The sequence below is a fragment of the uncultured Flavobacterium sp. genome, from assembly GCF_951805225.1.
GTDB lineage: Bacteria > Bacteroidota > Bacteroidia > Flavobacteriales > Flavobacteriaceae > Flavobacterium.
This window is the reverse complement of sequence record NZ_OX638201.1, coordinates 70,086-94,985: the sequence shown is the minus strand read 5'-3', so window position 1 is coordinate 94,985 and position 24,900 is coordinate 70,086. Positions and strand designations below refer to the sequence as shown.

The window sequence follows — 24,900 nt, the reverse complement described above, 5'->3', positions numbered from 1 at the left end:
GCTCCTATTTTAAAAAAATCTCAGTACCTTAGCGCCTCAGAACCTAAGTACCTTTAAGAATGAAACAAATTACTTCGATACAAAATCCGTTTATAAAATCTCTTGTTTTATTACAGGAAAAGGCAAAAAACCGCAAACAAACGGGAACATTTTTAATTGAAGGCTTACGTGAAATTTCTCTTGCTATAAAAGGCGGTTACGAAATCGAAACTGTTTTATTTTTACCTGAATTGGTTACTGAAAATGAGATTAATAAATTGGTTAATACTCCGATTCAATTAATTGAAATCAACAAGGAAGTTTACCAAAAACTAGCATATCGCGATACCACCGAAGGTATTTTGGCTATAGCCAAAACAAAATCGATGCTTTTATCTGATTTAAAATTATCTGATAATCCGTTAATTATTGTGGCCGAAGCTCCTGAAAAACCAGGAAATATCGGAGCGCTTTTACGTACTGCCGATGCTGCAAATCTTGACGCAGTTTTGATCGCAAATCCTAAAAGCGATTTATACAATCCAAATATTGTGCGTTCTAGTGTTGGTTGTTTATTTACGAATCAAATTGCAACTGGAACTACTGCCGAAATCATTGCTTTTTTGAAAGAAAAAAAGATTGATTTTTATTGCGCTACTTTACAAAATTCAACTTCATATCATACACAGGATTTTACTACTCCAACTGCTTTGGTTGTTGGTACAGAAGCCACAGGTTTAACGCAAGACTGGCGTGATGCGGCAACACAAAATATTATTATTCCAATGCAAGGCGAAATCGACAGCATGAACGTATCTGTTGCTGCGGCTATTTTAATTTTTGAAGCCAAAAGACAAAGAGGTTTTAAATAAATCATTATTCCTTTAAATAGTTTCTATTCCATAAAACGGAAACAAAATCCTTTAATAAATTCAAGCTATTTTAATACAACTTCAGTAAAATAGCGCCCTAAAATCTAAATCGACAAAGTTGGATTAGGAGCAATAAACCCTACCCTGTATTGAGATTCAAACAATTATATAAAAAAAATATTCCTTTATTTGATTTTAATTGATATATCAATTATATTTGTTTCAACTATTTAAACAAATCAATCATAAATCTTTATTTATATAGTATCAAACATCAATTAAATCACAATCAATCAATTAAATCTCAAGAAAATGAAAACAAAAACTGCTTTACTTATTTTTTGCTTTTTGCTCTTTATTCCGGCAAAATCAATCGCGCAATCTATCGTGAATCAAACCAATCCTGATCCTGTAACAAAAACAGAACAGCAACAAGTTATTGATTCAATTAATGTATTATTAAACAAAAATTATGTCTTTCCGGATGTAGCAAAAAAAATGAGCGATCTCATTTCGTCAAATTTAAAAAACGGATCATACGCTTCAATCACAGATCCAGTTTTGTTCTCTGAAAGACTAACTTCAGATCTTTTATCGATAAGCAAGGACAAACATATACGTGTTGGCTTTAATCCTGCTTTTATAAAAGAATTAAGAGAAACAGATAAAAATCCGGAACAGGAACAAATTCCGCAATCTATGCTTGAACAATGGAAAACAAGCAATTACGGATTTAAAGAAGCTAGAATATTAGATGGAAATATTGGATATCTTGATTTGCGTAACTTTATGGATCCTTCGGTTGGAGGAGAAACTGCGGTTGCTGCAATGAATTTTTTCGCTAATGCGAATGCATTAATTATTGATTTAAGAAAAAACGGAGGCGGTTCACCACAAATGATTCAGCTAATTACCAGTTACTTTTACGATGCAGAACCTGTTCATTTGAATAATTTCTATTTCAGACCAAATGATTCCAATACTCAAACATGGACGCTGCCTTATGTAAATGGGAAACGTATGCCGAAAATAGATCTTTATGTATTAACCAGCAAAGGCACATTTTCTGCCGCTGAAGAATTTACGTATAATCTAAAAAACTTACATCGTGCCACTATTATTGGCGAAGTTACCGGTGGCGGCGCAAATCCGGGTGGCGATAATATCGCAACGGATCGCTTTACTGTTTGGATACCAACCGGAAGAGCAATTAGCCCGATAACTAAAACAAATTGGGAAGGAACTGGAGTTCAGCCTGATATAGAAGTTCCTGCAGAAAATGCTCTTTATACCGCACAAATAAAAGCTTTGGAAAAATTGGCTGCAAACGAATCTCAGAATCCAATTAAAAAATATTCATGGTTATTGACTTCTCTAAAAGCAAAACAACATCCTTTGACATTAGAAAAAAAGGAATCTGAAAGTTATACTGGTGCATTTGGCCCAAGAATTATCACTTATGAAAACGGAAATTTATTTTGTCAGGTAAATGCGGTTCGAAAAGTAAAAATGTTACCTTTAAGCAAAGATATTTTTGACTTAGAAGACCGAATGTTACGAGTAGAGTTTAAAAAAGTAAACAATAAAATTTCGGGTATTTCAATAGTTAATGTAAACGGAAGTACAGAAAATTTTGAGAAGAACAAAAGTTAATCTATATCTAATAAAATAGAAACAAATTAATCGGAATACATGAAAAAAATCAACACTTGCATTTTATTTTTCCTTGCATTTAGCATTCAATCTTTTGCACAGATAACCAATCAGGAAGTCGATGAATTGGTAAATTGTACCATAAAAGCATTTGACGTTCCCGGAATTGCTGTTGCAATTGTAAAAGATGGAAAAGTAGTTCTGGCAAAAGGTTATGGCGTAAAATCTATAATTACGCAGCAAAAAGTCGATGCAAATACGCTTTTTGGAATTGCCTCAAATAGTAAAGCTTTTACAAGTGCTGCACTTGCAATGTTGGTTGATGAAGGAAAAATAAAATGGGATGATAAGGTGACAAAATATCTTCCTGATTTTAAAATGTATGATGATTATGTAACTCGTGAATTTACGATTCGTGATCTATTAACACACAGAAGCGGACTTGGACTTGGCGCTGGAGATTTAATGATTTGGCCTGACGGAAGTGACTTTAAAGCGCAGGATATTATTCATAATCTAAGGTATTTAAAACCTGTTTCAAGTTTTAGAACGAAGTATGATTATGACAATTTGATGTATATTATCGCAGGCGAAATCGTGCATGTTGTAACGGGTCAAACCTGGGCAGATTTTGTCGAAGATCGTATCATGAAACCTTTAGAAATGAATAATAGCGTTGCTTCTACCAAACGCCTAAAAGATACTAGTAACGTAATTACGCCACACGTTCCGATTGACGGAAAACTGAAAACGATAAAACGCTATGAAAATCCACTTTTTGATGGTGCAGCCGGAATTTATTCAAATGTAAATGATTTGAGCAAATGGGCTATTCTTCAAATAAATAACGGAAAATACGGCGATAATAAACAATTGTTTTCTGAAAAAGAACACGACGAAATGTGGCAATTGCAAACCATTATTCCGGCGAAAACAAGACCTCCGTACAATACTCATTTTTCAGGTTATGGTTTAGGTTGGTTTTTAAGTGATGTAAAAGGATATAAACAAGTTTCTCACACAGGCGGTTTAGAAGGAAATGTTACACAGACGACTTTAATTCCTGAAATAGGTTTAGGAATTATTGTTTTGACCAATCAGCAATCCGGAGCAGCTTTTAGCGCTATTACAAACACCATAAAAGACAGCTATTTAGGCATTAAACCAGATGATTACGTAACAACTTATAGCAATCGCGTGAAAGCCAGCGAAGAATCTGCTGATAAAGTAACAGATGAAGTTTGGGCAACTGTTGCCAAAAACAAAAAAGATAAACTAAAAACTGATTTTTCGAAAATTACTGGAACTTACAAAGACAATTGGTTTGGAGAAGTGACTATAACAGAGAAAAAAGGAAAAGTATATTTTGCTTCAAAACGTTCTTCTCAACTCGTTGGCGAAGTCTTTTTCTATAAAGATGGAAATTATGTCGTAAAATGGAATAACGCTTTTTTCCATGCTGATGCTCATTTGCTTTTCAAATATGATGAAACCGGAAAAGTAATTAACCTAAAAATGCTTCCAATCTCTGAATTAACTGACTTTAGTTATGATTTTCAGGATTTGGATTTTTCGAAGGAATAATTTCAAAGTTTCAGGTTTCAGGTTTAAAACTGAACGTAAAAACACTGTTCAAAAACTTGAAACCTGAAACTTTAAACAAAATAAACTCATTCTAAAATCAACCTTCCATTCCCTTGCGTATGTTCAAACTTATTGCTATTTTTAGTACTTGAACTATGCCGTTATGATAGAAATAGATATTGAAAAAGAAAATAAAGCAATTGCCCAAGAGTACAAAGAATTACTTCGAATCAGTTATCAGACTTTAAGCCCAACCGACAAAAAACTTATTCGTAAAGCATTTGATGTTGCCGTTGACGCACACAAAGAACAAAGACGCAAATCTGGCGAAGCGTATATCTTTCATCCTATTGCAGTTGCAAAAATTGTTGCCTCAGAAATTGGTTTGGGAGCGACCTCTATTGCTGCGGCTTTATTGCACGATGTTGTTGAAGATACTCCAATAACTGTTGAAGATATTGAACGATTATTCAACCCAAAAGTAGCGCAGTTAGTTGAAGGTTTAACCAAAATCTCATTGGTTCAAAAAGACCTGAATGCTTCAATGCAAGCAGAGAATTTTAGAAAAATGATCCTTACGCTGAACGATGACGTTCGTGTAATTTTGATAAAACTGGCAGATCGTTTGCACAATATGCAAACTATGGATTCGATGGCGGAATACAAACAAACCAAAATCGCCTCTGAAACGCTTTATATTTATGCGCCACTCGCCCACCGTTTAGGACTTTATAATATTAAAACTAAACTGGAAGATTTAGGTTTAAAATATACAGAACCTGCTGTTTACAACGACATTGTTAGTAAAATCAGAGAAACAAAAGAGGAACAGGATGCTTATATCAAAGACATTTCGGATGTTTTGAAAAAATCCTTAGACTTAGAAAATATTGATTATATCATAAAAGGGCGTCCGAAATCTATTTATTCGATTCGTCGAAAAATGCGTGCTCAGAATGTGAGTTTTGACGAAGTTTATGACAAATTTGCTTTAAGAATTGTCTATAAATCGGATCAGCACGACGAAAAATTTGTGGCATGGAAAATATATTCCATCGTAACAGATCATTACAGACCGAGCCCAAGTCGTTTGCGTGACTGGATTTCGTCTCCAAAATCTACCGGTTACGAAGCTTTGCACATTACCGTTATGGGACCAAAAGGTCGTTGGGTCGAAGTGCAGGTTCGAAGCGAACGTATGGATGAAATTGCCGAAAAAGGTTATGCAGCGCATTACAAATATAAAAACGGTGCCACAGAAGAAAGTGGTCTTGACGTTTGGTTGAATTTACTTCGCGAAGCATTAGAAAATCAGGAAACCAATGCGGTAGATTTTGTTGAAGATTTTAAAATGAATTTATATTCGAAAGAAATCTTCGTCTTTACGCCAAAAGGTGAAATTAAATCATTGCCAAAAGGTGCTACTTCTCTTGATTTTGCGTTTAGTATTCACTCTGAAATTGGAATTAAAACCAGAGGAACTCGTGTTAATGGGCGCTTGGTTCCATTAAATCACGAACTAAAAAGCGGTGATCAGGTTGAAGTTATTACTTCGGTTAATCAAAAACCAACCGTAAACTGGTTAGAATACGTAACAACTTCAAGAGCCAAAAACAAGATTAAAAACGTTCTTAACGAGAACACTAAAAAAATTGCCGAAGAAGGAAAAGAATTACTTACCAGAAAACTTAAGCATCTTAAAATAACCATCAACGAACAAGTAATCAATGAATTGGTTAACTTTTTTAAACTTAAAACAAGTTTAGATTTGTTTTACAGAGTTGGTATTGGTGCAATCGAAAATCAGCAATTAAAAGATTATGCTGCCCAAAAAAGCAACACTTTTATCAATTTCTTTAAAAATAAAATTAAACGAAATAAAGATACTACGGCTGCAGATGACATTCATAAACCTGTTATCAGCAGTAATTATGATATGTTGGTTTTTGGAACGGAGCACGACAAACTCGATTACAAACTTTCGCAATGTTGTAACCCAATTCCCGGAGACGATGTTTTTGGTTTTGTAACTATAAACGAAGGAATCAAAGTACACAAAAAAGATTGCCCGAACGCAATTGGAATGCAATCCAATTATGCATATCGTATCATGAGCGCCAAATGGATCGACTCTTCGCAAGAAGAATTCAAAGCCATTATCAACATTACCGGAATGGATGTTTTGGGACTTACAAATCAATTAACAAGAGTAATTTCGAACAATATGAGCGTGAATATCCAAAGTATTTCGTTAAGTACTGATGCTGGAATTTTTCACGGACAAATTGCTGTTATTGTAAAAAATAATACCATTTTGAAGAAAATGATTAATGCGATTAAAAAGATTGATGGCGTTGATAAAGTAACGAGAGAATACAGAACCTAAAATTAGTCGAAAGTTTAAAGTCTTAAAGTCAAAAGAAGAATCCTATATCGTGACTATTTTACTTCAATTATTCTTATATTTTTTTTCATGATAAATAATTCCTTAGAAATAGAAATTCCAAAAGTAAATTTTGACGAAAACGGAGCGCTTTTAATTGTTGCTTCTGAATCTTCTTCAAAAGATGACTTTGATTTTTTTCAGGGGAAATCAATTATTCGGAATAAAAAACTAAAGAAGAGATTTGCAAATTGTACAGAATGGATTGAATTTTCTTCGACTCAGGAAATGTACAAAATCCTGAACGGAATTGGAAATATTGATAATTTTCTCGCCACTTTTGACAATGAACCATTTGAAGGAATGACAGTTCGCCTTTTTAATCCAAAAACAAAATTATGGAGTATTTATTGGGCGGATTCTACTACCGGAACTTTGGACAAACCAGTAGTTGGTTCGTTTGAAAACAAGATTGGACATTTTTTTTCGAAAGATATATTTGAAGATAAAAATGTTTTGCAAGTATTTCGTTGGGATGCCAGAGACGAAAAAAATCCGGTTTGGAGTCAGGCAATGTCTGATGATAACGGAGAAACCTGGGAATGGAATTGGTATATGTACATGTCTAAAACTAAATAAAGATTGTTAGTTTTATCATAAATAAAAATAATTATGTTAATTAAGCTTATCTGGATTCTTTAAACATTATTAGCGTAAAAGCCTTAAATTAGTGCATTATCGCTACTCAAATTAAAAGAGGAACGTTAAACTTTAAACCCGAAACTTTTATTCATTAAAAATAAAAATTTATCTTTGCCGGATATGACACTCATTTCAACTGACAACACTAGAAATCAAGAAATTGTAAAAAACGTTTTTACAATGTATCTTGAACAAAAAGGGCATCGCAAAACTCCTGAGCGTTATGCTATACTTCAGGAAATTTACGATAGCGAAGAGCATTTTGACATAGAAAACTTATATATCAAAATGAAAAACAAGAACTATCGTGTGAGTAGGGCTACTTTATACAACACGATCGAGTTATTGTTAGACTGCGCTTTGGTTAGAAAACATCAATTTGGGCAAAATCAGGCTTATTACGAAAAATCGTATTTCGACAAACAGCACGATCACATTATCATGACTGATTCTGGCGAAGTAATTGAATTTTGCGATCCAAGGATTCAGACCATCAAAAAAACAATCGAAGAAATATTTGATATCGAAATTACGAATCATTCCTTGTATTTCTACGGAAACAAAAAGCAAAAACAATAATCCGGAAAGGAATTATTTAAAAAATAAAAAAAAGAAAATTAACTACATTAATCAGTAGGGCAATTGAGATTGCCTCAACGCAAATTAAAACAGAATGACCGTAGATTTATTATTAGGATTACAATGGGGAGATGAAGGTAAAGGGAAAATTGTTGACGTTCTTACCTCTAATTATGATATTATTGCACGTTTTCAAGGAGGACCAAACGCAGGACATACATTAGAATTTGACGGAATCAAACATGTACTAAGAACCATTCCTTCTGGAATTTTTCATAAAAAATCAATAAACATCATCGGAAACGGTGTTGTAATAGATCCGGTAGTTTTTCAAAAAGAAATTGAAGGTTTAGAGAAATTTAACCTTGACATCAAAAGTAAATTGATCATTTCAAGAAAAGCACATTTAATTTTACCAACACACCGTTTGTTAGATGCAGCTTCTGAGGCATCAAAAGGAAAAGCAAAAATTGGTTCTACACTTAAAGGAATTGGTCCAACTTATATGGACAAAACTGGTAGAAACGGTTTACGTGTTGGAGATATCGAATTAGAAGACTTTAAAGATCGTTACAGAGCTTTGGCTGACAAACATGAAGCAATGATTGCTTTTTATGATGTAGCGATTCAATATAACTTAGATGAACTTGAAAAAGAGTTCTTTGAAGCTATTGAAGAATTAAAAAAATTAGACTTTATTGACAGTGAAGAATATATCTACCAAGCTCAAAAAGCAGGTAAATCTATTTTATGCGAAGGAGCTCAAGGTTCATTATTAGATGTTGATTTTGGAACTTACCCTTTCGTAACTTCATCAAATACTACTGCTGCCGGAGCTTGTACTGGTTTAGGAATTGCTCCTAACAAAATCAAAGAGGTTTACGGAATTTTTAAAGCTTATGTTACTCGTGTTGGTAGCGGACCTTTCCCAACTGAACTTTTTGACGAAGTTGGTGCAACAATGGCAAGAGTTGGAAACGAATTTGGATCTGTAACAGGAAGACAAAGACGTTGTGGATGGTTAGACCTTGTAGCTTTAAAATATGCTGTTCAGGTAAACGGTGTTACTCAATTAATGATGATGAAAGGTGACGTTCTTTCAGGATTCGAAACTTTAAAAGTTTGTACAGAGTACAACTACAAAGGACAAAACATTTCTCACTTTCCTTATAACATCGAGCCAGAAAACGTAACTCCTGTTTATAAAGAGTTTAAAGGATGGCAAGCTGATTTAACAGGATTGACAACTTACGATCAATTACCTATCGAGCTAAAAGAATATATTGAGTTTATTGAAGCTGAAGTTGGAGTGCCAATTAAGATTGTATCTGTTGGACCAGACAGAAAGCAAACAATAACAAAATAATAATTACTAAACGCTCTGATAACCAGAGCGTTTTTTTATACAAAACATTTCTAGTTATGAAAAATCCAAAAATTAAAGTTACCGAAACGAAGTTATTATCAGACAATTGGTATATCCTGAACAAAGTAACTTTTGATTATGAAATGAAAGATGGTAAAATAGAATCTCACATCCGCGAAGTTTACGACAGAGGAAATGGAGCTGCAATTTTACTATACAATACTTTAAAGAAAACGGTAATTCTAACGAGACAATTTCGTTTGCCAACTTTCCTTAACGGAAATAAAACCGGAATGATGATTGAGGTTTGCGCTGGACTTCTTGATCAGGATAATGCTGAACAAGCTGTTATTCGTGAGACAGAAGAAGAAACAGGTTATCGTTTAAAAAAGGTTCAGAAAGTTATCGAAACTTATATGTCTCCGGGATCTGTAACCGAAATTTTATACCTTTTTGTTGGAGAATATGACGAAACCATGAAAGTGAATGAAGGCGGTGGATTAGATGCTGAACAGGAAAATATCGAAGTTCTGGAATATACTTTTGACGAAGCGTATGCAATGATAGAATCCGGAGAGATTACAGATGCCAAAACCATTTTATTATTACAGCACGCAAAGATAAAAGGACTAATTTAGAATTAATATTTGTTTCGAATTAAACACTGATTATCAAACACATTAACTCATTTACAATTGAAATTTTCTTTAATTTTAATTCAAAAAAAGTTAATCAAAAACAAAGTAATCATGTCTGATCAAGTTCAATTAATCCCGAATAATTCTCTTATAACAAATACTCCGGAAGAAGGTCGTCAATTAGCCGTAAAAATGGCTCGTTTAATTATTAAAATTACACAGCCAGACGCTGCAGTTAGAGAAAAATTACGTCCAATTTATGCAGAAGATGCAGCTATGCTAATTGCGGTTGGACAAACTGTTGCTACAGAATTTGCAACTATTGCGGCTGCAAATAATTACTGGAGAAAATAAGACTTCTCAAAAAATCACATAACTTTTCTGTTTATTGAAAGTTGTGTGATTTCTTTCTTTAAAAGAATTATTTCATCCGATTAGTTTTAAGTTTGATTTGCATTTTTTTGACTATTTTTAAGTTCAAAAGATAACCTTCCAAATACAAAATTACTTCTAATGAAATTATTTAAAAGTCGAAGAAAATACATTAGAGTATTCCTGATTATTTTTCTAATAATTAATATCATAGCATTTGTTCATGCCTATAAATTCACGCATTTTGCAGAAAATGAATCAATAAAAACTAAAAGCCCGGAAAAATTATCATCTTTTGAAAAAATAAAAACTTTAGCTTTTGGAGTCAATTATCCTAAGCCAAAAAACACACAATTTCCTGTTCAAAAATATCAAACCATAAAACTAAAAAGCAATAAAGAAATTGAATGTTGGTTAATCAAAACCGAAAAATCAAAAGGAACAATAATTATATTTCACGGTTATGGTGGTGAAAAATCTTCAATGCTTGATAAATCAGATGAATTTATAAAACTTGGTTTCAATACTATGCTTGTAGATTTTATGGGAAGTGGAAACTCAGAAGGAAATCAAACTACAATTGGCTATAAAGAAGCTGAAGAAGTAAAAACTGCTTTTGATTATGTATCTCAAACAGGTGAAAAAAATATATACTTATTTGGTACTTCAATGGGCGCAGTTGCAATAATGAAATGCATTAGTGATAATAAAATAGAACCTAAAGGAATAATAATTGAATGTCCTTTTGGTTCGATGTATAAAACCGTTTGCGCCAGATTCAAAAAAATGAATGCGCCTACTTTTCCAATGGCTGGCATTTTATTATTTTGGGGCGGAATTCAAAATGGATTTTGGGGATTTAGTCATAATCCAACAGAATATGCAAAATCTATAACTTGTCCAACTTTATTGCTTTATGGAGAAAAAGATAAAAATGTAAGCAGAAAAGAAATCGATGAAATTTATACAAATTTAAATGGCCCTAAAAACTTGAAGATTTATAAAGAAACTGGACATGAAAATTATTTGATAAAAAATAAAACCGAATGGACTAAAAATATTTCTGATTTTCTATTAAATAAAAAAACAATCTAATCTTTACAAAATGAAATTATTAAATTCACTTTCTCTTTTAATTTTATTTCTTACAACAACAATTTCAATGGCTCAGAATAATCAAAACTTTGACTGCAAGATTCTTAAGGATGTCAAATTAAAATATGCACACAAGCTAGACAATACTGATTATATTACTATTAAAGATAATAAACATGTTGAGAATTCAGAAGGTGGAAAATATTACATTAAATCTGATCTGGAATGGTTAAGTGATTGTGAGTATAATGCTAAAATAACAGAAATCAATTTACCAAATTTTCCATTTAAAGTAGGAGAAATCATGAATGTGAAGTTTGAAAAAATAAAAAATGATATTATTTACGGAACTGCAACTATTCGCGATCAAACCTTTCCTATGAAATATAAAATCATAAAGTAAAATCTTTTAAAACATCAAAATTCAATGCTTGATACTTCAAAAAACAAAATAAACATCTGGCAAGAACTCGCAAACGAAACTAACGGAACTTTTAAGGAAGGATATTCCTGGCGTTCAGATTCTAATACCATTAATTACAAAAAATGGACAATTATTTCTGATAACTATAGACTATGGTCTGGGAAATATAGCACACAAATGACCCGAGTTATCGCTCGAATTACTTTGACAGATAATTTTAAATTTGAAATCTATCGCGAAGGATTTGTTCGAAAAGTCGAAAAACTTTTTGGAGCCCAAGACATCGAAATCGGTTATGCGGATTTTGATAAAGCATTTACCATTAAAAGCAATAATGAACTTAAAATAAAAACATTATTACGTAATAAAGAGATTAGAAACCTCATTAGTTCTCAGACAGATGTCAATATTCAAATTTCAAATCATCAGGGAATTTGGGAAAAAGAATTACCCAAAAACGAATTTGAATTGTCTTATTTTATGGATGGAAAAATTCAGGATATTGAAATCTTAAAATCTTTGATTGAACTTTTCAAACTGATTCTGGATGGTTTATATGAGATTAACGCCATTACTTAAATGAAAATCCAATAACCAAATCAAGAAATTGTGTAATCCTTTTAAGAGGTGAATAAAATAACTTTACATTAAATAAAAAAGCAGTTTATGAAAAAGTTATATTATACATCAAATATCCTCCTTGTACTTGTTTTAGCTCTTTTGGGTTCATGCAAAAAAAGCGAATCTACTGAAACGAAAGAGAAAGCTAAGCCAAAAAAAGCAATTGAATATAAAAAGCCACAATCTGTTGAATTTCATTTAGAAAAGACCAAAGAATGGCTAAAAGTAAATGAATCTGACAGCAGTAAACTTCAGATTGCTTACGCTATAAATCGAACAGATAAAGCCAATTTCGCAAAATTAGATTCAGTGGTAATTCCGTCTGATTTTAGTGGTGATATTGTTTATTATCTTCCGTTTCCGTTGCATGTTGCAGCTTTAGCAGAAGTTTCAAAAGTTATAATTTTCTCCTATCCTACTCAGACATTTGCCGCTTACGAAAATGGAGAATTAGTTTATACTGGACCAACAAATATGGGAAGAAAAAAAGATCCTACTCCAACCGGATTATTTTTCACCAATTGGAAAGCCGAAAAAACAACCAGTACTTTTAACGACGAGTGGGATTTAAAATGGAATTTTAACATCGAGAATAAACTTGGAGTTGGTTTCCACGAATATGCTTTACCAGGTTATCCAGCATCGCATTCTTGTTTAAGATTACAAGAAAAAGACGCTAAATATCTTTATAAATGGGCTGATGAATGGATCTTGAAAGACAAAGAAAATGTAAAAGTAAAAGGAACTCCGGTAATCGTTTTTGGAAGTTATAATTTTGATGGGCCAAAACCTTGGTTACAATTAGCTAAAGATGCAAAAGCGCTTGATATTTCCGAATCTGAAATTGAAACTCAAGCAAAACCTTTTATACAGAAAATTTTAGACAATCAAAAAGTTAGAGAAGCGGAGCAAACCGCTACTCCTTAAAAATATTTTTATCAAAAAAAAAGCTGCTATTATAATTTTGGGGAATTGTATTAGCGGCTTTTTTTATGTTTACATGATGATGCAAATTGCAATTCTTTAAAAATTTGGCTAAAGCCTTTTCCTATTCCCTTTTATTATCTCCAACTAAAGCTTGAGCCTATTCAATAATTACATTTCATTTTTTTATTTAAACACAAGCCATCTACATTGAGTAAGACGCACTGCTGTGCGCCTCTACGGTAAAAAAAACCTCAGAACCTTTTTCTCAATAAACAATCAAAGCACGACCCTTTGTACCTTTGAACCTGTGCAACTTTGAACCTTTTTTAAATAAATAAGCGAACGTTCATTTATTATTAATATCTTTGTACCATAATTAATTCAAATTATGAGAACAAGAGACACAAATAAAGAAGAAATTGTAAAACAAAAAGCTATTGAAATGCTTGTTGCGCAAGGCGTAGAAGGATTTGGAATGAATCGTTTGGCAAAAGAATGCGGCGTTTCTGTAGCGACATTGTATATCTATTATTCGGACAAAGAAGATCTTATTCGCAAAATAGGAATTGATATTGGCAAAAATTTCTTCAATGAAATGTTGGTTGATTTTTCTTCTGAAATGTCGTTTGTAGATGGTTTACGCCAACAATGGGAAAACCGTTCAAAATTTGCAATCAATTTTTCCTTGCAAACTACTTGTCTTGAACTTTTAAAACATTCCAGTTACGGCGATGCTATTTTAACTGAAATCACTTCGGATTTTAAAGATCAAATGTCAAAATTTATTACCAAAGCAATCGAAAAAAAGGAACTTCTTCCTGTTACTTTCGAAGTTTTCTGGAGTATTGCTTATGGATCACTTTATTCTCTTTTAGAACTTCACAGAGAAGGAAAATCGATGTCAGGTAAACCTTTTGTTTTTACTGAAGAAATTAGAGATGAAGCTTTTAATTTGGTTATAAAGGCTTTAACTCCTTAAACAAAAATCAATCTCAATATCAAAAAGCAAATTCAATTAAAAATACAATATCTATAAAATGAATACATCACTTATAAAAAATAAAAAAATAGCCATTATTGGCGGAGGTCCTGTTGGATTAACAACTGCTCGCATTTTACAAATCAACGGCGCAGATGTTACGGTTTATGAAAGAGATATCAATGCAAAAGCCAGAACTTCTGGAGGAACGCTTGATATTCATTCAGATTCAGGGCAAAAAGCGATACAAAAAGCTAATTTAATGGACGTTTTCTATAAATATGCACGACCAACTGGCGAGAAAATGGCAGATATGCATGGAAATATTACTTCGGATGAAATGCCTGATGAAACTAATGCGTATTCACGTCCTGAAATTGATAGAAATGATTTAAGAAAAATTATGCTCGAAAATCTCCAAGAAAATACTGTTGTCTGGGACAGCCATTTGACTGATATTAAAAAAGTTGAAGACGAATATCATTTAGAATTCAAAAATGGTTTTAAAACAATTACCGATTTTGTTATTGTCGCTAACGGCGGAAGATCAAACGCTAGAAAATTTGTCACCGATACTGAACCTCAACTTTCCGGTACTTATATTATTCAGGGAGAAATTGTAAATCCGGATATCGATTATCCAGCTTTCAAACCAAAATATGGCAACGGAAATGTGATGGCAATGGGAGAACAAAAAATGTTTTACACGCATACTTTGCGAGATGGCTCGGTTCACTTTGGAGTTTCGTTTAAAGCTGATGAAAATTGGGTTTTAAATAACGGTCTTGATTTTGAAAATGACGCAGAAATACGAGTATTTTTAAATGAAACTTTCGCAAATTGGAGCGATGATTATAAAACATTTTTTAATGCTTCAACAGATTTTTCAGGATTACCATTAAGATTATTTTCATTAGAAGAACCTTGGAAAACGCATTCAAATATTACACTTGTTGGCGATGCAGCGCATGTAATGCCTCCATTTGCAGGCGAAGGCGTTAATATGGGTTTAATGGACGCTTATCAATTGACAGAGAATTTGACTAATGGAGAATTTTCAGATCTACAATCGGCAATTGATGATTACGAACAAAAAATGTTTGGCTACGCTTTAGAAGCGCAACGTATGACCAAAAAAATGGAAGAATTATTACATTCTGATGTTACTTCTGAAGATATTTTGAATAGTCGTGATGCTTGATTTTTTTCACCATATAAGTGATGTAAGTTCATTTAATATGACGTTAATATGAATTGTGTTTATTGTTTTGTCATTTTGACGGAGGAGAAATCACACGCGAAACTCGACAAAAATTGGCGATTTTGATGACGGAGCTTCTAGTGTGATTTCTCCCTCCGGTCGAAATGACAAGATTATGAATATTAGATAACGTAAACCTTTGTCAAAGTTTAAAACTTTGACAAAGGTATCCTCGGGTGCGGGATTAGCTCCTAAAAAATAGTATAGAAATCGGAATAACTAATTAAAAATAAAAAAGGCGTAAGAATTAAACTCTTACGCCTTTTGTTTTATAATAGAAAACTAAAAATTATCTTGAATAATTTGGAGCTTCTTTTGTAATTGTAACATTATGTGGGTGACTTTCAGTGATTCCGCTTGACGTGATTCTAACAAAACGTCCTGTTTCTTGTAATGTTGGAATATCTTTTGAACCACAGTATCCCATTCCGGCGCGAAGACCTCCGATAAATTGAAGCATACTTTCGTTTAATTCTCCTTTGTAAGGAACACGACCAACAATTCCTTCCGGAACTAATTTTTTAACGTCGTCTTCAACATCTTGGAAATAACGATCTTTTGAACCTGTTTGCATAGCTTCAACAGAACCCATTCCGCGGTATGATTTGAATTTTCTTCCTTCGAAAATAATTGTTTCTCCCGGAGATTCTTTTGTTCCTGCTAATAATGAACCTAACATTACACAATCAGCTCCTGCTGCAATTGCTTTAGGAATATCTCCTGTGTAACGAATTCCACCATCTGCAATAACCGGAACTCCTGTTCCTTTAATAGCTGCTGCTACTTCAAGAACTGCTGAGAATTGAGGAAAACCAACACCTGCAACGATACGAGTTGTACAGATAGAACCTGGTCCAATCCCTACTTTTACTCCATCTGCTCCGTTTTCTACTAAATATTTAGCTGCTTCCGGAGTTGCAATGTTTCCAACAATTACATCTATTTGAGGGAATTTTGATTTTACTTCTTTTAAGGTATTTACAACACCTTCTGTATGTCCGTGAGCGGTATCGATGATGATTGCATCTACTCCAGCAGCAACTAATGCTTCTGCTCTTAAGACTGCGTCACCTGTAACTCCAATTGCGGCAGCTACTCTTAAACGACCAAAAATATCTTTGTTAGCGATTGGTTTTTGCGTCAGTTTTGTGATATCTCTAAAGGTTATTAAACCAACTAATTCATAATTAGCGTTTACTACCGGTAATTTTTCGATTTTGTGACCTTGTAAAACTACTTCGGCTTGTTCTAATGAAGTTCCTTCGGCAACAGTTACTAAGTTTGTACTTGTCATTACCTCAGCGATTGGTCTTGCACCATTTTTCTCAAAACGTAAGTCACGATTTGTAACGATTCCTTTTAAGATTTTGTTTTCGTCAACGATTGGGATTCCGCCAATTCCGAATTCTTTCATTGCATTTTTTGCATCTGCAATTGTCGAGTTCATTGGCAATGTTACCGGATCGATAATCATTCCTGACTCAGCACGTTTTACTCTTCTTACCTTCGCAGCTTGTTGCTCGATGGTCATGTTTTTATGTAAAACACCAATTCCGCCTTCTTGCGCCATAGCGATTGCCATTGCACTTTCGGTAACGGTATCCATAGCAGCTGATACTATTGGAACGTTTAGCGTTATATTTCGTGAAAATTTTGATTTGATACTCACTTCGCGAGGAAGCACATTCGAGTAGTTAGGTACTAATAATACATCGTCGTAAGTTAAACCTTCGCCGATAATCTTGGAGTTGTGTGCTATCATGTTGCAATTTCTAGTTGAATTGCGTGCAAATATAGTGAATAAATTGGAAACTTGAATACTAACTTATTCATAAATTTAACTTTACAGGAAAGTGCTTACAAAAAAGCTCTATATTATTTTAAACCATATAAGTTATGTAAGTTCATTTAATTCTTAGCTTATTTGATATTACTTTGCACATAGTTCTCGACCACGCTCGAATTGACAATACAAAAAACTGCAGCAAACAACAATTAAATGAACTTATATAACTTATATGGTAAAAATCAATCTTCAGAATCCTGAAAAACAAAGTTGAATCCGAATTGAAATGCCAGACTATTGGCTTTTGAGACATCTCTATACTCGAGAACATTATCGACGAGAAGATACATATTTAGTTTTCCGAGGGTTCCTGAAAGTCCTAATCCTATATTTTTATTCGAATATGGATCGATTGTATATGTGGCTTTGAAATCTAATTTTTCGAAAATACTTCGTCTGTAAAAAGCAGTCAAAGCAACATATGGTTCGTTTGGCATAGTCATCGCAAATAGCTGCCCTCCTATTCCGTTAACATATTTTCTGGTAACGCTGCCTTTGCAATTACATTCTTCATCTGATCGTGATTCTCCAAATGAATATTGAATTGACGAGTATAATTTTGTTGGCCGCCAAGTTGTATATTTATTATATAAAGTGTCTCGCGGAATGGCTTTGTCAAATTCATCAAAAACATCTTCGGGCTTGTTTGAACCTAGAAAATTAGGGTTTGCGCCTTTATAATTATAAGTTCCTTTATAGTTGAGCGTTTCTATATCTTTTGATTGTCTTATAAATCCAAGGTCGATTATACTTGCTGTAAACTGAAGGTTTTCTTTAATATAATAGGTAATTCCGGCATCAATTCCTAAACCTAAACTTCCGTTGAAGAAAGTATTATGAGCAATATCACTGGGAATACTTCCTTCGTATTCGTCTTTTGTAAACTTACTAAGACCTGAAGTTTTTAATTCGAGATTTGACGATATTACCTGATTATAAAGATTGGGCGTATTGGCGCTTTCTCCCGTAAAAATGAAACCCGAATTATGGGTCGACGTAGCATTTGCTCCACTGGAATAAATTTTGGCTCGACCACCTAAAACCAGTTTTTCACTTAGTTTTCTGTGATATCCAACATGAAATACCGAAAGAACTTCGGCTCGAAGATTCAGATCGGATAAATCGAATGTTTTTCCAATGTATTTTTGATTTCCGTCGACGGCTAAAATGGCAATATCTTTTGGAAAATACATTAAGAAATCAAATTCCTGATAGGCTCCAAACGAAATATAGGATTGACTTTCTCTTCCGCCAACTCTAAAACCTCCGGAAAAAATTTCGAGTTGTTGATTGACCTGAGTTTTGTCTTTATTGGAGGAATTACTAATAATACTTCGAACTTTGTCATTAAAATCTACTCCGTTATTGGCAAATAAATCATAAGCCGAAAAGCTACTTGATCCTAAATTTGCTGAAACTCCGGATAATATTGGGATTCCGAAATAAAATTTATACGAAACGTCAGCACCGGGATTTACTAATAATGATTGGGGAATTGACGTAAAGTTATACAACACTTGTTTGTTTTGAGCGAAACAAACAAGCTGAAAAGCGACCATTAAAATCAGATATGCCTTTCTCATTTTATTTCCATATAAACAGTTGCGCCGGAACGTAATTTTAAACTTCCTTTACTATTTGCGTCTAATGGCGGTCCTCCATCCATTCTGACTATAAAACCTAATTTTGCTGTTTTTTTTAGAATATCTAATCTCTGATTTTCGAATACTTCGGTTGGGAATTTTATAACATTTGAAGTTCCTGAATAAGCCGGAACTTTATAAGAATCTGTTTCAAGTACCTGATCATTAGCATCCAGAAGAACGATATCTAATGTAAATGATCTGACAATAGTGTTTTCAACTTCAAAATCAAGTTCGGCTTTCATTAGATTATCTCTAAAGAATTTGTCTTTGAAAGCATTAAATTCACTTTCATCATAAATTATTTGTGCATCTCCATCATTTATAAGCTGAGTCGCAGGAACATTAAAATAAGCGAGATTTGCTACAAAAACTGGCGTTAATTTGAAATCGTTCACCTGATCAAAATCCAAATTGCTTGAACATGAAGAAAACACGAAAACTAAAAGTAAAATCTTAGAAATTCTGCTGATGAAATTTGATTTCATGGCTTGCTTTTATTTGATTAAATAATGTATAACATTATTTATGATTACTTATTGTCTGTTATATAAGTAAATATAAGCTTTTTATCGTAAGATAATCCAGTACTTTTAATGTTAAATCTCTGTTTTTGAAATTATACTGGGATTCAATACTTTTTCAAGATTATTATCAATATCTAATAAATTCTGAATTGTTTTTTCTATGCAATCTCTGGTCAATTCTTTAACAAATAAATCAGCTGGAATTTGATACAAACCGTTAAGATTATCTCCATAGGTTTTATCATAATCAATAGCCGTTTTAAGAAAATCATAAGTCCAGACATTTATTCCGTACTCTCTTCCATCTTTCATCTTAACAAGGATATTACAAAACTCATTTTCTATACTCCAATTTCCAGGATCTACTGCCTCAAATTCTAACCAAAGTTCAAAATCTTTCATTAGTTTAATTATTTGTTCTGTATTTTTCTTTTAATGAAATTTCCCAAACAATTTTGATGCTTCATTATAAGCACTTTCAAAACTTAAGGAATTTAATCCAGTTACTTTTTTATTGGCGGTAAAATAAGAAATCAATTTTTCTGTAGGCATATTTCCGGTTAGTTTGTCCGTTGCCATTGGACAGCCGCCAAATCCCTGAATTGCTCCATCAAAACGTGTGCAACCAGCATTTGAAGCTGCTTCAATTTTTTCGAACCAACTATTTGGCGTTGTATGCAAATGTGCGCCAAACTCAATTTGGGGATATTTTGGAATTAAATTCGAAAAAAGATAGGTAATCACTTCCGGCGTAGAACTTCCAACAGTATCTGAAAGCGATAATATTTTTACGCCCATTCCTGCAAGTTTTTCAGTCCATTCGCCTACAATTTCAACATTCCACGGATCTCCGTAAGGATTCCCGAAACCCATTGAAAGATAGGTTACAACTTCTTTATTTTTTTTATCGGCGATTTCAAGAATTTCTTCAAGTGTAACCAATGATTCTGCGATGGTTTTATGGGTATTTCTCATCTGAAAATTCTCAGATATAGAAAACGGAAATCCCAAATATTGAATAGGTTCGTGTTCTGCCGCTAATTGCGCTCCTTGCGTATTTGCAATTATAGCCAATAATTTACTGGTGGTTTGCGAAAGATCAAGCTGCGCCAAAACCTCAGCGGTATCTTGCATTTGCGGAATAGCTTTGGGAGATACAAAACTCCCAAAATCAATGGTATCAAACCCCACACGAAGCAAAGCTTGTATGTAGGTAACTTTATTTTTTGTGGGAATAAAGGTTTTGATGCCTTGCATGGCATCACGTGGACATTCGATAATTTTGATTTCTTTATTCAAAGCTTATTCTTTTCTAAAGGCTAAGTTAGTTTCTTTTTTAAAGAAATAAAAGTTATAATTTTCTTTAATTATTTGTATAAAAAAAACGTATTATTCTAAATTAACCGTTTTTATTACAAATTCTTTAAAACCTTTTTATTAATTGCTTTTATCAAAGCTGGACCTTCGTAGATAAATCCGGTATACAATTGTACTAAACTTGCTCCGGCATTTAGCTTTTCGATGGCATCATCTGCAGAATGAATTCCTCCTACTCCAATAATTGGAAACGCTTTGTTGCTTTTTTCCGAAAGAAAACGAATTACTTCAGTCGAACGTTTTGTTAATGGTTTTCCTGATAATCCGCCCATTTCAGATTTATTTTCAGACTGTAATCCGTCTCTTGAAATTGTTGTATTTGTAGCAATTACTCCAGCAATTTGAGTGGTTTTTACAATATCAATAATATCCAATAATTGCTCGTCTGTAAGATCCGGAGCAATTTTTAAAAGTATTGGTTTTATTTTTTGAGTACTTGTTTTTTGCTTTTCTACATTTCTGTTTTGTAGTGTTTGCAATAAAGCTGTCAAAGGTTCTTTGTCTTGTAGCGCTCTTAGATTTGGAGTATTTGGCGAACTTACATTCACAACAAAATAATCTACATGATCAAACAAAGCATCGAAGCAAATGATATAATCATCAACAGCATTTTCGTTTGGCGTTACTTTGTTTTTCCCAATGTTTCCTCCAATTAAAACTCCTGAATTCTTTTTTAAACGTTCTACGGCTTCAAGAACTCCGCCATTATTAAAACCCATTCGGTTAATAATTGCCTGATCTTCTTTTAAACGAAATAAACGTTTCTTAGGATTTCCTTCCTGACCAACCGGCGTTACGGTTCCGATTTCGATGAATCCAAAACCAAAATCAGAAAGCTCTTTGTACAACTTAGCATCTTTATCAAATCCTGCGGCAAGTCCAACTGGATTTTTGAATTTAATGCCGAAAACTTCACGCTCTAAACGACTGTCTTTTACTTCGTAAATCGCTCTGATTATTGATGAAACTCCTGGTATTTTTGAAATGAATTTAACAAATGAAAAAGTAAAATAATGTACTTCTTCCGGATCAAACCAAAAAAGTATCGGGCGAATTATCAATTTATACATAAGAGTTGTGTTGTTGTTTTTTTGGATGCAAATTTAATTATAATACTTGAAAATGACTCTTTTTTACAGAAACAAATCATTGGAATTTTCCAGATCACTTTTCAGATAATCTGACTTTAAAAAATTTTACCATTTTAGAAAATTAAACACAAATAAGGTAAAATCTAGTTTTTTATTGTTGCAAGTTATAAAATGAAACAACTTGAAATCTAATAATAAGCCTGTTAGGATTTTTCTTTTCTAATTTTGAGTTTTTTAAGAAAATTTTTATTCGAAGCTTTATCATCCAAAAAACGTTATAAACCTCACAAAATAAATTTAATAAGCGCATAAATCAGGTTACATTATTTTTTACCGGTTAAATTTTATCGAAAATTCAAGAATTGCATTAATAATCAAGACAAGAATCAAATCAATAATAACTAATACCACTAAATCATGAAAACCAGTACTAATAGGATGCTTAAAAAAAGTATCGCTTTATTTCTACTATGCCTTTTGCCCGGCATAACACCAAAAGCATCTGCTCAAGCAGATCCTCAACAAATTACAAAGGAAACTTTTAAAGGTAAAGTTAGCCTGGACATTCGTGACTCAAAAGAAGACTGGACTCCTTATACTCCTAAAGTAGCTCCAAAAGGCGCTCCAAACATATTATTCATTTTATATGATGATACTGGTCTTGCAGCGTGGTCACCATTTGGAGGAGGAATCAACATGCCAACTTTGCAAAAACTGGCAGATAATGGACTGATTTATACACAATGGCACACTACGGCATTATGTTCTCCTACTCGTTCTACTTTATTAACTGGTCGAAATCATCATTTAAACGGTATGGCTGCAATTACAGAAGCTGCAGCAGGTTATCCGGGAGCAAGTGGGAGATTGCCAAAACAGGTTGCGACAATTGGACAAGTTTTGCAGGATAACGGATGGAGCACTTTCTGGATAGGAAAAGATCATAACGTTCCTGAACAAGATGTTGCTTCTGGAGGAGATAGAAGTACATGGCCTTTGCAAATGGGATTTGATCGTTACTATGGTTTTCTTGGAGGAGAAACCAATCAATGGTATCCTGATTTAGTTGAAGACAATCACTTTACAGAAGCAAAATACGGACCGGAAGATGGTTATCATTTATCTAAAGATTTAGCAGATCATGCTTTAGAATATATTCGTGATCAGCAAGCTACAAATCCTTCTAAACCTTGGTTTATGTGGTATTGTCCGGGCGCAAATCACGCGCCGCATCATGCGCCGGAAGAATATATAGCGAAATATAAAGGTAAATTTGATGATGGTTATGATGCTTACCGCAAATGGGTTTTGCCTAGAATGATCGCTAAAGGAATTATTCCAAAGGGAACTAACTTTGACAAATTTAATCCGCTTCCTCCGGGAGTTTCGAATCCGGGCGATGAAGTTTTAGATTGGAATAAACTAAGTGCAGACGAAAAGAAATTATTTTCAAGATTGGCTGAAGTTTATGCAGGTTTCTCTGAATATACGGATGCTCAAGTGGGGCGTATCATTGATTATTTAGAAAAAACAGGACAATTAGAAAATACAATTGTTTTGTACGCTGCTGATAATGGTGCTTCTGGAGAAGGATCTCCATCTGGTTCTGTTAACGAAAATAAATTCTTCAACGGATATCCTGATGAACTAAAAGAAAACCTAAAATATCTGGACAAATTAGGCGGACCAGATACTTATGAGCATTATCCAACAGGTTGGGCAGCTGCATTTTCAACTCCTTTTAAAATGTTTAAAAGATATAGCGAATATGCCGGTGGAACTTGCGATCCGTTAGTTATTTCATGGCCAAAAGGAATAAAAGCAAAAGGAGAAGTCCGCAATCAATTTCACCATTCTACAGATATTGTTCCTACATTATTAGAAGTTTGTGGTGTCGAAATGCCTAAAGTATATCGTGGAATTCCACAATATCCTTTATCCGGAGTATCTATGAAATATACTTTTGATGCTACGCCAGATACAAAAACTCAAAAACACATTCAGTATTTTGCCATGTTAGGAAGCCGTGCTTTATGGAAAGATGGCTGGAAAGCAGTAGCATTGCATGCGCCACTTGTTGGAAAAGGAAACTTCGATAAAGACGAATGGGAACTTTATAATACTGATATTGACAGAGCTGAATCTAACAATTTGGCAAAAAAATATCCGGACAAATTAAAAGAATTAATTGCTGACTGGAATTCAGAAGCTGCCAAAAATCTTGTATTACCACTTGATGACCGTTCGGCTATTGAAGTTTTAGGAACAGAAAGACCTTCATCTGAAGCGCCTCGCGATCAATATGTTTATTATCCGGGAACTGCTCCGGTGCCGGAAGGTGTTGCCGTAAATGTTCGTGGCCGTTCTTATAAAATTGTTGCCGATGTCGATCTAAAAGATGCGAATGCTTCTGGAGTTCTTTTTGCACATGGATCTCGTTTTGGCGGACACGCTTTATTTCTAAAAGACAAAAAACTGAATTATGTCTACAATTTCTTAGGAATCGCTCCTGAACATAGATTTACTTCGAATGTTGAAATTACACCTGGAAAACATGTTTTTGGTATGGAATTTACCCGCGAAAAAGCAGGTCCAAATGGTGAATCAATTGGAAAAATGAAACTTTATATTGATGGAAAAGAAGTTGCTTCAGGACCAATGAGAACTCAAACCGGTAAATTCACACTTTCCGGAGACGGACTTTGTGTTGGATTTGACAGCGGAGATGCAGTTAGTAAAGAATACAAAACACCTGGTGAATTCAAAGGCGGAGAAATTTATGGCGTTGGTATCAATGTCGGGAAAATCGAATATTCTGATCTAAACAGTGAAGCAAAAAGAGCTTTAAACAGAGATTAATTTTAAATCTATAATCTAAAAAGAGGTATTTGTCATGTACAGTAAAATGGGCAGCAAATACCTCTTTTCTTTAAAAGCAATTATTCTTTTTTACTTCGAAATAAACGTTTCATTAATAAATT

Annotated in this window: 22 protein-coding genes; 16 read left to right on the top strand and 6 right to left on the bottom strand. The window is 33.5% G+C overall.

Annotation, left to right across the window (positions count from 1 at the left end):
- Positions 1–59: 59 nt before the first annotated feature.
- From WN975_RS00460 to WN975_RS00390, 15 genes are all read left to right on the top strand, one after another.
- Entirely contained in the window at positions 60–851 is a 792-nt protein-coding gene (locus WN975_RS00460; protein ID WP_337964702.1) for an RNA methyltransferase, read from the top strand.
- Between the two features lie 312 nt (positions 852–1,163).
- A complete protein-coding gene (locus WN975_RS00455; protein WP_337964701.1) occupies positions 1,164–2,504 on the top strand; it encodes a S41 family peptidase in 1,341 nt (446 codons plus the stop codon).
- A 39-nt stretch (positions 2,505–2,543) separates the two neighbouring features.
- Positions 2,544–4,088: a serine hydrolase gene (locus WN975_RS00450; protein WP_337964700.1), complete on the top strand. Its 1,545-nt coding sequence runs from the start codon at positions 2,544–2,546 to the stop codon at positions 4,086–4,088.
- 163 nt (positions 4,089–4,251) lie between these two features.
- Positions 4,252–6,474, top strand: a complete 2,223-nt coding sequence (locus WN975_RS00445; protein ID WP_337964699.1) for a RelA/SpoT family protein — start codon at positions 4,252–4,254, stop codon at positions 6,472–6,474.
- 87 nt (positions 6,475–6,561) lie between these two features.
- Entirely contained in the window at positions 6,562–7,110 is a 549-nt protein-coding gene (locus WN975_RS00440) for a hypothetical protein (protein WP_337964698.1), read from the top strand.
- Between the two features lie 183 nt (positions 7,111–7,293).
- Positions 7,294–7,752, top strand: a complete 459-nt coding sequence (locus WN975_RS00435) for a transcriptional repressor (protein WP_029268726.1) — start codon at positions 7,294–7,296, stop codon at positions 7,750–7,752.
- A 94-nt stretch (positions 7,753–7,846) separates the two neighbouring features.
- The gene (locus WN975_RS00430) at positions 7,847–9,118 is read left to right on the top strand and encodes an adenylosuccinate synthase (RefSeq protein ID WP_099711324.1); all 1,272 of its coding nucleotides are present in this window, start codon (positions 7,847–7,849) and stop codon (positions 9,116–9,118) included.
- Between the two features lie 56 nt (positions 9,119–9,174).
- Positions 9,175–9,756 carry an NUDIX domain-containing protein gene (locus tag WN975_RS00425; protein ID WP_121326099.1) on the top strand — a complete coding sequence of 194 codons (582 nt, stop codon included), beginning with the start codon at positions 9,175–9,177 and terminating at the stop codon, positions 9,754–9,756.
- A gap of 111 nt (positions 9,757–9,867) precedes the next feature.
- Positions 9,868–10,110 carry a hexameric tyrosine-coordinated heme protein gene (locus WN975_RS00420; protein WP_099711322.1) on the top strand — a complete coding sequence of 81 codons (243 nt, stop codon included), beginning with the start codon at positions 9,868–9,870 and terminating at the stop codon, positions 10,108–10,110.
- Positions 10,111–10,269: 159 nt separating this feature from the next.
- Positions 10,270–11,223 carry an alpha/beta hydrolase gene (locus WN975_RS00415; RefSeq protein WP_337964697.1) on the top strand — a complete coding sequence of 318 codons (954 nt, stop codon included), beginning with the start codon at positions 10,270–10,272 and terminating at the stop codon, positions 11,221–11,223.
- A gap of 10 nt (positions 11,224–11,233) precedes the next feature.
- Entirely contained in the window at positions 11,234–11,626 is a 393-nt protein-coding gene (locus WN975_RS00410; protein ID WP_337964696.1) for a hypothetical protein, read from the top strand.
- Between the two features lie 24 nt (positions 11,627–11,650).
- A complete protein-coding gene (locus WN975_RS00405) occupies positions 11,651–12,226 on the top strand; it encodes a hypothetical protein (RefSeq protein ID WP_337964695.1) in 576 nt (191 codons plus the stop codon).
- A gap of 87 nt (positions 12,227–12,313) precedes the next feature.
- On the top strand, positions 12,314–13,195 hold the full coding sequence (locus WN975_RS00400) for a L,D-transpeptidase (protein WP_337964694.1): 882 nt from the start codon (positions 12,314–12,316) through the stop codon (positions 13,193–13,195).
- Positions 13,196–13,583: 388 nt separating this feature from the next.
- A complete protein-coding gene (locus WN975_RS00395) occupies positions 13,584–14,174 on the top strand; it encodes a TetR/AcrR family transcriptional regulator (RefSeq protein ID WP_337964693.1) in 591 nt (196 codons plus the stop codon).
- A gap of 58 nt (positions 14,175–14,232) precedes the next feature.
- Positions 14,233–15,375, top strand: a complete 1,143-nt coding sequence (locus WN975_RS00390) for an NAD(P)/FAD-dependent oxidoreductase (protein WP_337964692.1) — start codon at positions 14,233–14,235, stop codon at positions 15,373–15,375.
- A 349-nt stretch (positions 15,376–15,724) separates the two neighbouring features.
- Here the strand turns inward: WN975_RS00390 and guaB are convergent, their stop codons facing one another.
- The 6 genes from guaB to WN975_RS00360 form a co-directional block, all read right to left on the bottom strand.
- Positions 15,725–17,197 carry an IMP dehydrogenase gene (guaB, locus tag WN975_RS00385; protein WP_099711317.1) on the bottom strand — a complete coding sequence of 491 codons (1,473 nt, stop codon included), beginning with the start codon at positions 17,195–17,197 and terminating at the stop codon, positions 15,725–15,727.
- Between the two features lie 266 nt (positions 17,198–17,463).
- Complete coding sequence (locus WN975_RS00380) at positions 17,464–18,864, bottom strand: DUF5723 family protein (RefSeq protein WP_337964691.1); 1,401 nt, start codon at positions 18,862–18,864, stop codon at positions 17,464–17,466.
- A complete protein-coding gene (locus WN975_RS00375; protein ID WP_337964690.1) occupies positions 18,861–19,412 on the bottom strand; it encodes a hypothetical protein in 552 nt (183 codons plus the stop codon). The genes WN975_RS00380 and WN975_RS00375 overlap by 4 nt, the downstream gene beginning before the upstream one ends.
- Before the next feature lie 111 nt (positions 19,413–19,523).
- On the bottom strand, positions 19,524–19,853 hold the full coding sequence (locus tag WN975_RS00370; protein WP_337964689.1) for a hypothetical protein: 330 nt from the start codon (positions 19,851–19,853) through the stop codon (positions 19,524–19,526).
- 30 nt (positions 19,854–19,883) lie between these two features.
- A complete protein-coding gene (locus WN975_RS00365) occupies positions 19,884–20,750 on the bottom strand; it encodes a hydroxymethylglutaryl-CoA lyase (protein WP_099711314.1) in 867 nt (288 codons plus the stop codon).
- Between the two features lie 113 nt (positions 20,751–20,863).
- Positions 20,864–21,898 (bottom strand): quinone-dependent dihydroorotate dehydrogenase, encoded by a 1,035-nt coding sequence (locus WN975_RS00360; protein WP_337964688.1) that lies wholly within the window; start codon positions 21,896–21,898, stop codon positions 20,864–20,866.
- A 438-nt stretch (positions 21,899–22,336) separates the two neighbouring features.
- Here WN975_RS00360 and WN975_RS00355 point away from each other — a divergent pair, with 438 nt between their 5' ends.
- Complete coding sequence (locus WN975_RS00355) at positions 22,337–24,778, top strand: arylsulfatase (RefSeq protein WP_337964687.1); 2,442 nt, start codon at positions 22,337–22,339, stop codon at positions 24,776–24,778.
- Positions 24,779–24,900 lie beyond the last annotated feature (122 nt).